Source organism: Stakelama pacifica (assembly GCF_004361835.1).
In the GTDB taxonomy this organism is placed as follows: Bacteria; Pseudomonadota; Alphaproteobacteria; order Sphingomonadales; family Sphingomonadaceae; genus Sphingomonas; species Sphingomonas pacifica.
In genome coordinates, this window is record NZ_SNWD01000011.1 from 81,754 (window position 1) to 95,492 (window position 13,739).

12 protein-coding genes are annotated in these 13,739 nt (G+C 62.3%); 6 read left to right on the top strand and 6 right to left on the bottom strand.

All coding sequences use genetic code 11. The annotated features are described in order from the left end of the window. Positions 1-211 precede the first annotated feature (211 nt). The 3 genes from EV664_RS14485 to EV664_RS14495 are packed head-to-tail and all read right to left on the bottom strand — an operon-like array spanning position 212 to position 2,979. Positions 212-1,444, bottom strand: a complete 1,233-nt coding sequence (locus EV664_RS14485) for a dienelactone hydrolase family protein (RefSeq protein WP_133496437.1) — start codon at positions 1,442-1,444, stop codon at positions 212-214. A gap of 16 nt (positions 1,445-1,460) precedes the next feature. Next, entirely contained in the window at positions 1,461-2,390 is a 930-nt protein-coding gene (locus EV664_RS14490; protein ID WP_133496438.1) for an NAD(P)/FAD-dependent oxidoreductase, read from the bottom strand. 4 nt (positions 2,391-2,394) lie between these two features. Continuing rightward, positions 2,395-2,979, bottom strand: a complete 585-nt coding sequence (locus tag EV664_RS14495; RefSeq protein ID WP_133496439.1) for a carboxymuconolactone decarboxylase family protein — start codon at positions 2,977-2,979, stop codon at positions 2,395-2,397. Positions 2,980-3,111: 132 nt separating this feature from the next. Here EV664_RS14495 and trmD point away from each other — a divergent pair, with 132 nt between their 5' ends. Together trmD and rplS are read left to right on the top strand one after the other, a co-directional pair. Next, positions 3,112-3,843 (top strand): tRNA (guanosine(37)-N1)-methyltransferase TrmD, encoded by a 732-nt coding sequence (gene trmD, locus EV664_RS14500; RefSeq protein ID WP_133496440.1) that lies wholly within the window; start codon positions 3,112-3,114, stop codon positions 3,841-3,843. 1 nt (position 3,844) lies between these two features. Next, positions 3,845-4,234: a 50S ribosomal protein L19 gene (gene rplS, locus EV664_RS14505; protein ID WP_133496441.1), complete on the top strand. Its 390-nt coding sequence runs from the start codon at positions 3,845-3,847 to the stop codon at positions 4,232-4,234. Between the two features lie 125 nt (positions 4,235-4,359). Here rplS and EV664_RS14510 read toward each other — a convergent pair whose 3' ends face one another. Together EV664_RS14510 and EV664_RS14515 are read right to left on the bottom strand one after the other, a co-directional pair. After that, entirely contained in the window at positions 4,360-5,664 is a 1,305-nt protein-coding gene (locus EV664_RS14510) for an OmpP1/FadL family transporter (RefSeq protein ID WP_133496442.1), read from the bottom strand. 143 nt (positions 5,665-5,807) lie between these two features. Then, entirely contained in the window at positions 5,808-6,884 is a 1,077-nt protein-coding gene (locus EV664_RS14515) for a zinc transporter ZntB (RefSeq protein ID WP_229668288.1), read from the bottom strand. Between the two features lie 47 nt (positions 6,885-6,931). Between EV664_RS14515 and EV664_RS14520 the strand changes: the two genes are divergently transcribed. The 4 genes from EV664_RS14520 to EV664_RS14535 all read left to right on the top strand — a co-directional run bounded on the left by EV664_RS14520 (position 6,932) and on the right by EV664_RS14535 (position 12,908). Then, positions 6,932-9,160 (top strand): S9 family peptidase, encoded by a 2,229-nt coding sequence (locus EV664_RS14520; RefSeq protein WP_133496443.1) that lies wholly within the window; start codon positions 6,932-6,934, stop codon positions 9,158-9,160. A gap of 61 nt (positions 9,161-9,221) precedes the next feature. Next, entirely contained in the window at positions 9,222-10,892 is a 1,671-nt protein-coding gene (locus EV664_RS14525; RefSeq protein ID WP_133496444.1) for an MFS transporter, read from the top strand. A 164-nt stretch (positions 10,893-11,056) separates the two neighbouring features. Further along, on the top strand, positions 11,057-12,085 hold the full coding sequence (locus EV664_RS14530) for an aspartate-semialdehyde dehydrogenase (protein WP_133496445.1): 1,029 nt from the start codon (positions 11,057-11,059) through the stop codon (positions 12,083-12,085). Positions 12,086-12,146: 61 nt separating this feature from the next. Further along, complete coding sequence (locus tag EV664_RS14535; protein WP_373287521.1) at positions 12,147-12,908, top strand: alpha/beta fold hydrolase; 762 nt, start codon at positions 12,147-12,149, stop codon at positions 12,906-12,908. A gap of 144 nt (positions 12,909-13,052) precedes the next feature. Here the strand turns inward: EV664_RS14535 and EV664_RS14540 are convergent, their stop codons facing one another. Next, positions 13,053-13,586 carry a glyoxalase superfamily protein gene (locus EV664_RS14540; RefSeq protein ID WP_133496446.1) on the bottom strand — a complete coding sequence of 178 codons (534 nt, stop codon included), beginning with the start codon at positions 13,584-13,586 and terminating at the stop codon, positions 13,053-13,055. Between the last annotated feature and the right edge of the window lie 153 nt (positions 13,587-13,739).

Here is a 13,739-nt window from a genome sequence, read left to right on the forward strand (position 1 = left end):
TCGTCATGCCGGACATGTTCCGGCATCCACGGTCAATCTCTTATATCACCTTGCGGCGAGCGTGACTCGTTCACCGGATCGTCATCGCGAGGATCGCAGCGCTCCAGTGAATATGTGCGCTAATCTGTAGCGCTGCGCCATGTCGCGGCTCGCAGTGACGATGGCGCTACAGGTTCGGCTCGCTGCGCCCTGATATTATTGCCGGTTCGCCTTAATCGAGCGTCAACATCGCAGTCGCGGCGGATTGCGGGTCCATTCGTTCAAGCAGCGACTGCTGAATCGCGCGGCCTGTCCGGGAGACCTTGCCCGAAAAGACCGGTTTGTCGTTCACGATGACGCGAACCGGACGATCGAGGTCGATCAGCCGGTCCGACAGGCGAAGCGTCATGCCCCTTGGCACCGCGCCCGACAGCGCGATCGTTTGGCCGTCGACCGATGCATCGATCCGGTCGCCTTGCTGTGCCGAAGCAGCATCGGGAATTTCCAGCCAGTAAAACCGGTCATGCGTCACATCGTCCTGCACCCACACGATCCGCTTAGGCCATGCATTGCGCGTGAAGCCAGCCATCCATGGCAAAGCCTCTGCATCCTTATGATCCATCCAGTGCGGCAGTCCCGGATAGATACGCGACATATGGACATAGCCGCCGGGATCGGCAGCGTGCAGCCGGTCAAGCTCCGCTGTTTTCTCAGCAGCGATTTTGTTGCGGTCATAGGCAGAATCCGCGCCGCCCATAAAGATCGCGAACGGAAGGTTGCGCAGGCCGAGCAGCGATGCGTCATTGGGATGCCCCGCCATCATCGCTGCGGCGGCAAAGCGATCCGCCATGCGCGGGGCAAGCTGCCACACGCCGTCGCCGCCCGCCGAATAGCCCATCAGATAGACCCGGTTCGGATCGACGCCGTTCATCGCGACCTGCATGTCGATCAGCTGCTGAAACATCGGGTCGATATGCCCCTCATGCCACAGATTCCACGTATCGGTGGGCGCGCGCGGGGCGAGATAGATGCCCTCCGCCGGCTGATAGAGGCCGATCTGGTTGCGCCATTGCTGGTCATTGACCGCCGGTTCTGCATTGCCGCCGCCATGCATCGAAATCCACAGGCTGCGATGGCCCGGCGCTGCATTGCCGAAGCGCTTGCTCTGCCATTGCATCACCTTGTCGCCGCGCACGATCTGCTTCGCCGCCATTGCCGTCGCCATGTCAGCGGTGATCGCCCGCATCCGGGCAGCGCTCAGCAGCGCGACGGCGCGAACCGCTTCGTCCCGGTCGAGCGGGCGGGAAAGCGCAGGATCGTCCAGCGACTGCTGCGCTCGCGCACCGGCCCATCGGGCAATGTCGGCGAGCGCGTCCGGCGCCCGCTGCTGAGCAACAGCAGGTGAGGACAGGGCCGGCAGGCAAAGCGCGGCGGCGAGGGCGAGGCGTCGGGAGGCTAAGATCATCACGCCTCTATACCGCTTATATCGCCTCCGTCACCGCCGTGCGACGAAGGGGGCGGCGCAGGCTCAGATCGTTGCGGATCGTCGTTGCTGCAACGCCTGCTTCGCCCATGGCATGGCTGATCTGGTCGAGGCCGAGGACCACATCGCCCGCCGCATACAGGCCGGGGATCGAGGTGCGTTGATGCGAATCGACCTCCAGACATCCTTGCTCGGAAGCACGCGCGCCCGCCGCGACCGCCAGTTGCGAACGGATCGTCGAACCCAGCGCCGGATAGATGCTGTCGAACGTCATCCTGCCCGCTGCGGTGTCGAGTACAATGCGCTCGCCCTCGATTCTCCATCCGCTGCACGGCCCGGCGATCCGTGCAATCCCGGCCGAATCGAGCTCGGCAATACATGCGTCGGACAGGGTATGATCGCCTGCGGGCGCAATCAGCGTGACATCGCCGGTAAAGCCGCGCACGAACAGCGCCTCGCGCATGCCATGATCGCCGGTTCCGACGACCCCGACGCGCTTGTCAGTGACTTCATAGCCGTCGCAGACCGGACAATAGCGCAGCAGACCCCGGCGCAGCGCTTCGTCATGCAATGCATCGGGCATTGGGGGGCGGTGATTGACCACGCCGGTGGCCAGCAACACGCTGCGCGCGCGATATTCCTCGGCAGCGACATGGACGGTAAAATCGCCATCTTCCAGCGGCACGATCCGCCCGACCTCGCCCTCGATCCGCTCCGCTCCGAAATCCGCCGCCTGTCGCCGCATCCGCGCCAGCAGCTCGGTCCCCGCAATCCCGCCCGGAAATCCCGCATGGTTATGCGTTCGCGGGATCAGCGCGGCGCGGCTGCTCCCGCAATCGAACAGTCGGATCGAAAGATGGAACCGGGCGAGATAGATGGCGGCGGTAAGGCCGGCGGGACCCGCGCCGATGATGATGCAGTCGCTCATACGGTCAGGTCTCGTCGGGTTCCGGCACCTGCACCGCAAAGCCGTTCAGCGTCGTCGATACCATGCAATAGAGGCCGACCAGATAGACCAGCTCGGTCGCGCCGTGCAGGCCGAAATGCTTCACGGCGAGGTCCCATGCCGGGCGGGGCAGGGTGCCGCCGTTTACGAGCGCATAGGCGACGTCATAGCCGATGCTCTCGTCCTCGCTCAGGTCGGCGGGCTTGATCCCCGAACACAGGCTGGCGAGCCGCGCATCGGACATGCCGTCTTTCTCCGCCACCGCAACATGCGCGTACAGCTCATACGCGGCATCGAAATGTGCGCCGACGACCAGAATGACGACCTGCCGGACATGATCGTCGAGCTTTGCCTGCGCCGTCATCACCTTGGTCAGGTTCCAGATCGCGCCGCCGATTTCGGGATCGTGCAGCCAGGGGTTCCACGGTCCCAACAGCGCGCCATTGTCGTCCATCGTCATGAACGCATTGAAATCGGACGCGATGCCCTGTTTCATATCCTCATAAAGCGGCTTTTGCTTGTCGGTCAGCTGATCGGGGGTGAGCAGCGGAAGCCGGGGTTCGACATGCATGGCGGGTGCCTTTCCTGTGAATTCTGATCGCACAACGCACCTGCAACAAAGCGGTCGCATGGTGATCTGCGAAAAGAACGGAGAACCAGCTTTTGCTTGCCATATCGGCTTAGGGCAGGAACAGACGCGCGCATGACCTTCGCTGCGACCATTCTTACGCTATACCCCGAAATGTTTCCCGGACCGCTGGGCGTATCGCTTGCCGGGCGCGCGCTGGCCGAGGGGAAATGGTCGCTGAACGCCGTGCAGATGCGCGACTTCGCGACGGATAAACATCGCAGCGTCGATGATACGCCCGCAGGCGGCGGAGCCGGCATGGTGCTGCGCCCTGATATATTGGCAGCAGCTGTCGATAGCGTCGCTCCGGGCGTGCCCGTCCTTGCCATGACGCCGCGCGGACGTCCGCTCAGCCAGCAGCGGGTTCGCGAAATCGCCGGGGGGCCGGGCGTTGCGATATTGTGTGGCCGGTTCGAAGGCTTTGACGAGCGGATTTTCGAAGCACGCGATATCGAACCGGTATCGATCGGCGATTACATCCTGTCGGGCGGCGAAATCGCAGCGCTGGTGACGCTTGACGCTTGCATTCGGCTGCTTCCCGGCGTAATGGGCGCGGCTTCGAGCGGTATGGACGAGAGCTTCGAAACGGGGCTGCTCGAATATCCGCAATATACCCGACCGCAATTGTGGGAAGGGCGCGCGATCCCCGAAGTGCTGCGATCGGGGGATCATGCGAAGATCGCCGCCTGGCGTAAAGCACGGGCGGAGGATGATACACGGCTAAGGAGGCCGGACCTTTGGGAGCGCTACAGTGGCGCTCGGGTTCAGCCTCCCTCTGGTGCGCGGCAACAGACGAAGGAAGAATGAGATGAACCTCATCGAGACCATCGAAGCTGAACAGATCGCCAAGTTCAAAGAGGCGAAGTCGATCCCCGATTTCCGCGCGGGTGACACGCTGCGCGTCGGCGTGAACATCGTTGAAGGCGACCGTAGCCGCGTTCAGAATTTCGAAGGCGTGTGCATCGCGCGCACCAATCGCGGCATGGGCAGCAGCTTCACCGTCCGCAAGATTTCGTTCGGCGAAGGCGTTGAGCGCGTTTTCCCGCTTTATTCGCCCAGCGTCGATTCGATCGAAGTCGTCCGCAAGGGCGTCGTTCGTCGTGCCAAGCTCTATTATCTGCGTGGCCGCACCGGTAAGGCCGCTCGCATCGCCGAGCGCCGCGATCCGCGCCCCGCAAAGGACAGCGCTGCCAAGTAAGGCAGCGCCCCTTCAGGCGACACGAAAAGGCCCGCCGGATCGGTTCCGGCGGGCCTTTTTCTTTATGTGGTTTCGTGGTGGGTGCGGAGCAGAGGCGAGCCCCTGCTCCGCACCGCCATACGCGATCAGAAGCTCAACCGGCCGCCCAGCGACAGTACGACTGCGCTTGCGTCGTTCAGCTCGCCGTTCATGCCCACCAGGGTCTGGGCAGGCGTGCCGACATATGCACCTGCCGGTTTGGTGATCGGCGCATCCTTGAAGCGGATATAATTGGCCGCGACGTCGACCGCGAACGCTTTGGATACCTGAACGCTGGCGCCGGTTGCGAAATTCCAGCGATCCGAATCCGGCACGCGCGCATCGCGATAATCGTTGCGGATCGGCGTTTCAGCATATTGCACGCCTGCGCGAAGCGTCAGCTTCGGATCGACCTTGAGGTCGAAGCCGCCAGCATAGCTCCAGCTATTCTTGTAATCTTCAGGGATCGCAGTGTTCACCGGATCGCCGAGCCGGATCGCGTCGAACTCGCTCCAGCCATAGCGGATGACCTGCGCGTTCAGCGTCAGATTGTTCGTCGCTGCATAGCGAACGCTGCCGATCGCCTGCCAGGGCGTCGAATAGGTCGCATGAACATCGGACAGGCTGCGATTCTGCGCCGCCAGCGGGCCGAGCAGGCCGGAGACGTTCAATTCGCCCTTCAGATCATGCTCGATCTTCGATTTGTAGCTGAGGCCCACCGTGACCGGCCCGGCATCGGCCTGTGCGCCCGCGCTCCAGCCCACATCCCAGCCGTCGCCGCTCAGCGATTGCAGGCCATCGGGCAGAGCCGGCGAAAGATTGGGCAGCGCATTGGTCAGCGTCGCTTCGGCATATTCGATATTCGCGGCACCGCCGATACGCAGCCATGGCGTCACCGCAAAGGCGATCGAGGGCTGAATGTCATAGGTGCGCAGCCGCGTGCGATCCGCGCTGTAACGGACCCATGCGCCCGAATCGTAATCGGTGGTGAAGCTGTAGGGCGACGCAAAGGTCAGCCCGACCGCCAGCCGGTCGCCGATCGGCACCGCGACTGATCCCGAAGGCAGCGCACCCGATTCGATCGGGTTGGTGGCAACCGGATAGCCGCCCACCGGGGCTGCCGCCTGACCAGGGCGAACGATCGCCGTACCGTTGTTACGAATCTCGCCGTCGGGCAGGATCAGGCTGGCGCTGACATTCGCCTGAATGCCGTCAATTCCGGCGATCGATGCCGGGTTCCACCATAGCGAGGAAGAGCCGGTGTCGGCACCTTCACCCGAGAATGCGCGTCCTGCCGCGCGCGCCGATTGTTCCTGAAGATAAAACGCCTGAGCATTGGCCGATCCGGCGAAGGCGCACAGCGAGGACATCGCCGTGGCAGCGGCGAGCGCGAGCTTGGAACTGGTTTTCATGGCATCCTTTTTGTTTTTACTGGCACGCCGGGGCGGCGCGCAATTACCCAATCATACCTCCCGGTATGGAGCCGGGAACCGTTTACAGGCAGGATTGTTCCCGAATCCACAATTGCGAAAAATGCAATCGTAGATGCGGTATGTTACAGCCAGCGCAAGCGGCGAAAGATCAGCAGCTGTACGGCAAGGACTCCGCCCAGCAAAAACATCGTCTTCCAGAAAGCTTGCGGATCGTTCACGCCCGGAACGCCCCCGACATTGATGCCGAGCAGTCCGGTAACAAAACTGAGCGGCAGAAAGATCGCGGCGACGATCGACAGCATGTACATGGTGTGGTTCGACCGGTTGGCGGCGCGGTTGTTGATATCGTCCTGCAACACCAGCACGCTTTCCTTCGAAACGTCGATATCTTCGAGATAGCGTTTGAGCTGATCGATCGTCTCGCGAATGTCGCGGCTGTTCGCTGCGCTCATCCATTCGGGCGGATCGCGCGCGATCTGCATCAGCGCTTCGTGCTGCGGCGACATATGACGCTTCAGGCCAAGGCAGTTGCGCCGGATCGTGGCGATGACGTCGAGCACATCCTCGACCTCGGTATCGTCTTCTTCCTCTTCCAACTCGTCGATCCGCTCGTTCATATCGACGATTGAACCGCCCATCTTCGCCACCAGCTGTTCGACGATCTCGGTAACCAGATCGCCCGCGCTGCGCGGCCCGGCGCCGCGTTCGAGCTGGTCGAGAATGTCGCGCGGTGCCTGAAGAATACGGCGGCGAAGCGTAATCACCCGGTCGGCGCGCGCCCAGATTTGCAGCGTTATCATGTCCTCAGGTTCGGCGCCCGGATTGAAATTGATGCCGCGCAGCACCGCGATCAGCGAATCCGCCTCGCGAAAGGCGCGCGGGCGGGTCTGGTTCGATACCAGCGCTTCCACGGTCGCTTCTGAAATGCCGATTTCGTCGCGCAGCCAGTCATCGACGCTCTCCACCGTCCGGTCGAGATGCATCCAGAGCGTCTCTCCGCCGGTCGGGCACCAGCGCGCGGCCGCATCCCAGTCGATCGCCCGGCTACCGCCGTTTCCATCCAGAATCCGGGCGAATATCAGTCCCGTATCGGGGTCGGGCAGCAAGGTGGAGGGAAGGGAGTCGGTACCGGGATGATCCATGGCCCCATCGTTACGCGCTGCATGGTGCGGCGGCAATGCGCCCTTTACCTTGGCCACCGGGCCCGCGATACGGACATGCAGGTACATAGGTAGGAGCGAGTGGAATGAAGACCGGCCTGGCAGGACTGGCGGCGATTGCGGCAATGACGGGAGGAGCGGCCTCAGCGCAGACTCCCGGGAACAGCCCGCCTGACCTCAACCTCGAACGCCTGTTCGCCAGCCCGAACCTTTCCGGTCAGGTCCCGCGCGGAGTGAAGCTCTCGCCCGACGGCAAGCTGCTGACCGTTCTGCGCAACCGCACCGACGATCGCGAGCGCTACGATCTTTGGGCGATGGATACCACGACCGGCAAATGGCGCATGCTGGTCGATTCGAAAAAGCTCGGCACCGGCGCCGAACTCACCGAAGCCGAAAAGATGCAGCGCGAGCGCGCGCGCATCACTGACCTTAAAGGCATTGTCGCCTATGACTGGGCGCCCGACGGCAAATCGATCCTCGTACCGCTCGACGGCGATCTCTATCTCGCAAAGCTCGACGGGTCGGTCCGTCGCCTGACCGAAAGCGAGACGGGCGAGCTGAACCCCGTCATCAGCGCGAAGGGCGGCTATGTCAGCTATGTCAGCGACCAGAATCTGTGGGTGCAGCCGCTGAAGGGCGGCGAGGCGCGGCAGATCACGTCCGACGGTAAGGGGACGGTGCATTGGGGCGAGGCGGAGTTCGTCGCGCAGGAGGAAATGGACCGTTCGACCGGCTATTGGTGGTCGCCGACCGATGCGCGTATCGCGGTCGAGCGTTTCGATGAAGCGCCGGTCGGCGTGGTTGCGCGTGCAGCGATCGGGGCGGAGGGGACGAAAGTCTATGACCAGCGCTATCCCGCCGCTGGCACGCCCAATGTCGATGTTTCGCTATGGGTGATGAACCCCGATGGCAGCGACAAGGTGAAGGTCGATCTGGGTAGCGACCGCGATATTTATCTGGCGCGCGTCGACTGGGCTCCCGACGGGAAGACGCTCTACGTTCAGCGCGAGAACCGCGCGCAGACGCAGCTCGACATGCTGAAGGTCGATCCGGCGACCGGCCGCTCGACCGTGATGTTCAGCGAAAAGGCGGCGGACAAAAGCTGGATCAACCTTTCCAACACCTATCACTTCATGCGCGACGGCAGCCTGATCTGGTGGTCCGAACGCTCAGGCCATGGCCATCTGTATCGGTTCAGCGACGGCAAATGGACTCAGCTCACCCATGGCGACTGGGACGTTGCCGGGCTCGCCGGGGTGGATGAGAAAAATGGGCGGATCTATTTCCTCGCCAATAAGGACGGGGTGCTCGAACGGCATCTCTATGCGCTCAACCTGTCCGACCCGTCCGATATTACCCGGCTAACCGAAACCGGCTGGTGGAACAGTGCCTCGATGGACGGCGACGCCAGCCGCGCGATCATCAGCCGCTCGAACCGCGATCAGCCGACCCAGGTCTATCTCGCCGATGCGACCGGAAAGCGGATCGAATGGATCAGCCGGAATGACGTGAAAGACCCCGATCATCCCTATCACCCCTATCTGCCCAGCCATCGTGAAACCAAATTCGGCACGATCACAGGGCCGGGCGGTCAGGTGCTCCACTGGGAGATGATCACGCCGAAGCTCGAGCCGGGCAAGAAATATCCGGTCTGGTTCCAGCATTATGGCGGCCCGCATTCACAGACGGTCAGCCGCGCATGGGGCGGGCCGATGGAGCAATATATTGTCGATAAGGGCTATGTGTTCTTCCAGATCGACAATCGCGGCTCGGCCAATCGCGGCACTGCGTTCGAAGATGCGATCTGGCACGCGATGGGCAGCGCCGAGGTGGCGGATCAGAAAGCGGGCGCCGACTATCTCAAAACCCTCGATTTCATCGATCCTGACCGCATCGGAACCTATGGCTGGTCCTATGGCGGCTATATGACGCTCAAGATGCTGGAGGCCGATCCGGGGCTGTACGCGGCGGGCGTGTCGGGTGCGCCGGTGACCAAATGGGAATTTTACGATACCCATTATACCGAACGCTATATGGGCGATCCGAACAAGGACCCGCAAAATTATGCCAAGGCGGACGCGGTCGAGGATGCGACGAAGATTTCGGACCCGCTGCTGCTGATCCACGGCATGGCCGATGACAATGTGGTGTTCGAAAATTCGACTCTGCTCGCTGCCAGGATGCAGGCAGCGGATGTGCCGTTCGAAATGATGTTCTATCCCGGCAAGACGCATACGGCGGGAAGCAACATCCATGTATGGACGACGATCTTCAATTTCTTCGACCGCACGGTGAAGGACCGTCCGGAACAATAAGCAATCCGCGCGCGTACCGGTCGCGCGCTGACATACGCAGCAAGAGAAGGGGCGGCACGGCATGGAGGATCGGCAGGCAGGGGGGAGCGCCATTCCCGCGTCCCCCTTTGGCGTGCCGATCTATCGCATGATCTGGGGCGCCAACCTTCTCTCCAACTTCGGCACGCTGATTCAGTCGATCGGCGCGTCATGGATGATGGTATCGCTGTCGGGGTCGGCGACTCTGGTGGCGCTGGTTCAGGCATCGACGACGCTGCCGGTCATGATGCTCGCGCTGGTCAGCGGCGCGGTTGCCGATAATTTCGACCGGCGCAAGATCATGCTCGCCGCGCAAACCCTGATGCTCTGCGCGGCAAGCGCGCTCGCCATTTGCGGGCTGCTGGGCGTGCTCACCCCGTGGATGCTGCTTGCCTTCACCTTTCTGATCGGCTGCGGCACCGCGCTTAACGGCCCGGCATGGCAAGCTTCGGTGGGGGAGATGGTGCCCAAACCGCTGCTATCGAGCGCGATCGCCTATAACAGCATGTCGTTCAACATCGCGCGCAGCGTCGGCCCGGCGCTGGGCGGTGTGATCGTCGCGGCGGCGGGTGCAGCGAGTGCGTTTCTGGTCAATGCGCTGAGCTATGTCGGGCTGATCGCGGTGCTGCTCGGCTGGAAGCGCGAGGTGCCGGAAAATCACCTGCCGCGCGAGCGGCTGGGCAGCGCGGTGGGGGCAGGGGTGCGCTATGTCCTGATGTCGCCCGCGCTCAAGACGATCATGGTGCGCGCTGGCGTGTTCGGGCTGTTCTCCTCGGCCATATCGTCGCTGATGCCGCTGGTCGCGCGCGATCTGGTCAAAGGCGGCCCGCTGACTTATGGCCTGCTGCTCGGCGCTTTCGGGCTGGGAGCCGTTGCGGCTGCGGTCAATATTTCGCGTATTCGCACGAATTTTTCGACCGAACTGATCGTGCGTTCGGCGTCGCTTGCCTTTTTGATCGGGGCAGTGGGCGCGGGGCTCAGCCGCAGCATTTTGCTCACCATGCCCGCGCTCGCACTGGCAGGCGGCGGCTGGGTGCTGGCGCTCTCCACCTTCAACGCCTCGATCCAGCTCGGTTCGCCGCGCTGGGTCGTGGCGCGCGCAGTGTCGCTGTATCAGCTCGTGACGTTCGGCGGGATGGCCGCGGGGAGCTGGCTGTTCGGCTCGCTGGCCGATGCGCGCGGCGTCAGCGCCGCACTCATCATTGCCGGGCTGCTGCAACTGATCGTGTTCGCCATCGGCCTGCTTCGCCGCCTGCCCGATATGGGCGGCGACAATCTCGACCCGCTCAATCGCTGGCGCGAACCCGAAACAAGCGTGCCGGTGGAGGCGCGCAGCGGGCCGGTCGTCATCACGATCGAATATCGCGTGCCCCGCGAAAACTGGCAGGCGTTCATGGACGTCATGGCCGAACGCCGCCGCATCCGTATTCGCGACGGCGCGCGCCGCTGGCGCCTGTTGCAGGACCTGAATGACGAGACGCTGTGGATCGAACGCTATCAGGCACCGACCTGGCTCGATTATGTCCGCTATAACGAGCGGCGCACCCATGCCGATATTGCCAATAGCGAGGCGCTGCACGCGCTTCATGTCGAGGACGAAGCGCCGGTCGTCCGGCGCAAGATCGAACGCCATCCCGGATCGCCCTATCCCGGCACGATGGACCCGGCGGACGAAGTCACGCCGTCGATGATTGACCCCGCCCGCTATACCTGATCCCGATCCATGCCTTGCGGATCGGGGGCGAAATCGCCACCTCTATGCTTCCGCACCGCACGGTATGAATCGTGCGCCTTTACCGCCCCAAACGCATTTTTGTTGGCATGTGCGCACGCTTCGCGATAGGCGACGCCGCGCAACTAGAAAGGACAACACCGACCATGGGTTATCGGGTCGCCGTCGCCGGAGCCACAGGCAATGTGGGCCGCGAAATGCTGAACATCCTTGCCGAGCGGGAATTCCCGGCCGACGAAATCGTCGCGCTGGCTTCCTCGCGCTCGATCGGCACGGAAATCGAATATGGCGAGACGGGCCGAAAACTTAAGGTCAAGAATATCGAGCATTTCGACCCCGCCGGGTTCGATATCGCGCTGTTCGCGATCGGATCGGAAGCGACGAAGGTCTATGCGCCGAAATTCGCCGCTGCCGGCTGCACGGTGATCGACAATTCGTCGCTCTATCGCATGGACCCGGACGTTCCGCTGATCGTGCCCGAGGTGAACCCGGAAGCCATCGACGGGTACCGCGCGAAGAATATCATCGCCAACCCCAATTGCTCGACCGCGCAGATGGTCGTCGCGCTGAAGCCGCTGCACGATGCAGCGACGATCAAGCGCGTTGTCGTCTCCACCTATCAGTCGGTGTCGGGCGCGGGCAAAAGCGGCATGGACGAACTGTTCGAACAGAGCCGCAATATCTTTGTCGGCGATTCGAACGAGCCGGTGAAGTTTACCAAGCAGATCGCCTTCAACGTCATCCCGCATATCGACGTCTTCCTCGAAGACGGCTCGACCAAGGAAGAGTGGAAGATGGTCGTCGAGACCAAGAAGATCATGGACCCGAAGGTGAAGGTGAACGCCACCTGCGTCCGCGTGCCGGTGTTCGTCGGCCACGCCGAATCGATCAATGTCGAGTTCGAAAACGAACTTTCGGCAGAGGAAGCGCAGAATATCCTGCGTGAAGCCCCCGGCATCATGCTGGTCGATAAGCGTGAAGATGGCGGCTATGTCACGCCGGTCGAATGCGTTGGCGAATATGCAACATTCGTCAGCCGCGTTCGTGACGATCCGACCGTCGATAACGGCATCGCGCTTTGGTGCGTCAGCGACAATCTGCGTAAAGGTGCCGCATTGAACGCCGTGCAGATCGCTGAACTGCTCGGCCGCCGACACCTGCAAAAGGCGGATTGAGCATATTGGGAGCGGCGCGGCTCATGGGCACGCGCCGCTTCGCTGGAATTGAGGATAGTACGTGGCTGAGACGAGCATCGAACCGCAATTTTTCGACAGTTTCGATGGGACGCGCCTTGCTTGGCGCGAGATGGGGCAGGGGCGCGACCTGCTGCTCATCCACGGCTATTTCTCGAATGCCGAGGTGAACTGGATTCGCTATGGCCATGCCGAGCGGATTGCGGCGAAGGGCTTTCGGGTCATCATGCCTGACCTGCGCGCGCATGGCGACAGCGCCAAACCGCATGACGCGGCAAGCTATCCCCCCGATGTGCTGATGCACGACCAGTTCGCGCTGATCGCGCATCTCGGCCTTGGCGAATACGACCTTGCAGGCTATTCGCTCGGCGCGCGCACCTCGGCGCGGATGATGGCGAATGGTGCCAATCCGCGCCGCATCGTGTTCGCCGGAATGGGCCTGTCGGGCATGACCGATACCGCAGGTCGCGGCGAGCATTTCCGCCATGTCCTGAACAATCTCGGCACGTTCGAACGCGGATCGCCCGGCTTCATGACCGAAGCGTTTCTGAAAACCACCAAGGGCGATCCCAAGGCGCTGATCCGCATCCTCGACACGTTCGTCGATACCCCCCGCGCCACGCTCGCCGCGATCCAGCAGCCGGTACTCGCCCTGACGGGTGAGGATGACGACGATAACGGCTCGTCCGCTGACCTCGCCGACCTGATCCCGAACGGTCGCCTTGCGGTCATCCCCGGCAACCATATGAGCGCGGTGACCAAGCGAGAAATGGGCGAGGAGGTTGCGGCGTTTCTGAGCGAGTAAAGGAGGCTATTGTGGGCTGCAGAATAGCTTCGAGGGAAGTAAACCCCGATATGGCAGATTTTGGGTGGGAAGCGGTCAGGTGGCTTTTGACCGATCGAATGTGAGAAGCGGTCGTCCAAACCAGGTGAACGACCGCTCCGAACTTTAACTGTGCTTCTGGCAAAAGCGAATGCGATTTCCGAAAGGGTCGTGCACTTCCATTTGCTGGCCCCAAGGCTGGCGAACGACGCCTGGCCGCCCATATCCGTATTGCTTCGAGATCAATTCGGCATGAAACAGCTTAATCCCCTTCATCCACACGAATGCGGTTGAGCCGGGGCTGGCGTCGCCATGGTGCTCGGACAGATGGAGTTCCAATCCTGCTCGCTCGACGCCCATGTAAAGCGGCATGCGCGGTTCGAAACGATGCTCCATCGTCACCACGAAGCCTAGGAAATCGCAATAAAATTCCCGAGCTTTCGCGACATCGAAAATCCTCAGGATTGGTATCGTTTGTCGAAACGACATGCTCCCCGTCGTCGATGGCGAAAGCGTTGCAGCGGCCGTATTCCAGTCGCGATGCCCGAGTTCGGCTGCGATCAGTTCGAGACTGAGAGCATGAGGTATCTCGATCTCGCGCGCCGCCAGCGCCGAGCGCAGACGTTTCGCCATTACCTTGGCTTGATCAATCGTAGGCATGATAGTTCCTCGCGCCGACGACAGCACATCGGATGCTCGCGTTACCGATCCATCGCCGGGCGGACTATCCGGTGAAGATCAAGTCTCGATGCCTTCACCATGCCCAAGGGCGCGAGCGGCCGGCGGCATCAGCCAACACGATGCTGCCCGGAA

What these genes read in the sequence shown, in the direction of transcription:
- EV664_RS14510 (WP_133496442.1), bottom strand. Translation starts at nt 5,664, where the DNA reads ATGAAAACCAGTTCCAAGCTCGCGCTCGCCGCTGCCACGGCGATGTCC.
- EV664_RS14495 (WP_133496439.1), bottom strand. Translation starts at nt 2,979, where the DNA reads ATGCATGTCGAACCCCGGCTTCCGCTGCTCACCCCCGATCAGCTGACC.
- EV664_RS14485 (WP_133496437.1), bottom strand. Translation starts at nt 1,444, where the DNA reads ATGATCTTAGCCTCCCGACGCCTCGCCCTCGCCGCCGCGCTTTGCCTG.
- EV664_RS14490 (WP_133496438.1), bottom strand. Translation starts at nt 2,390, where the DNA reads ATGAGCGACTGCATCATCATCGGCGCGGGTCCCGCCGGCCTTACCGCC.
- EV664_RS14520 (WP_133496443.1), top strand. Translation starts at nt 6,932, where the DNA reads ATGAAGACCGGCCTGGCAGGACTGGCGGCGATTGCGGCAATGACGGGA.
- EV664_RS14540 (WP_133496446.1), bottom strand. Translation starts at nt 13,586, where the DNA reads ATGCCTACGATTGATCAAGCCAAGGTAATGGCGAAACGTCTGCGCTCG.
- rplS (WP_133496441.1), top strand. Translation starts at nt 3,845, where the DNA reads ATGAACCTCATCGAGACCATCGAAGCTGAACAGATCGCCAAGTTCAAA.
- EV664_RS14530 (WP_133496445.1), top strand. Translation starts at nt 11,057, where the DNA reads ATGGGTTATCGGGTCGCCGTCGCCGGAGCCACAGGCAATGTGGGCCGC.
- trmD (WP_133496440.1), top strand. Translation starts at nt 3,112, where the DNA reads ATGACCTTCGCTGCGACCATTCTTACGCTATACCCCGAAATGTTTCCC.
- EV664_RS14525 (WP_133496444.1), top strand. Translation starts at nt 9,222, where the DNA reads ATGGAGGATCGGCAGGCAGGGGGGAGCGCCATTCCCGCGTCCCCCTTT.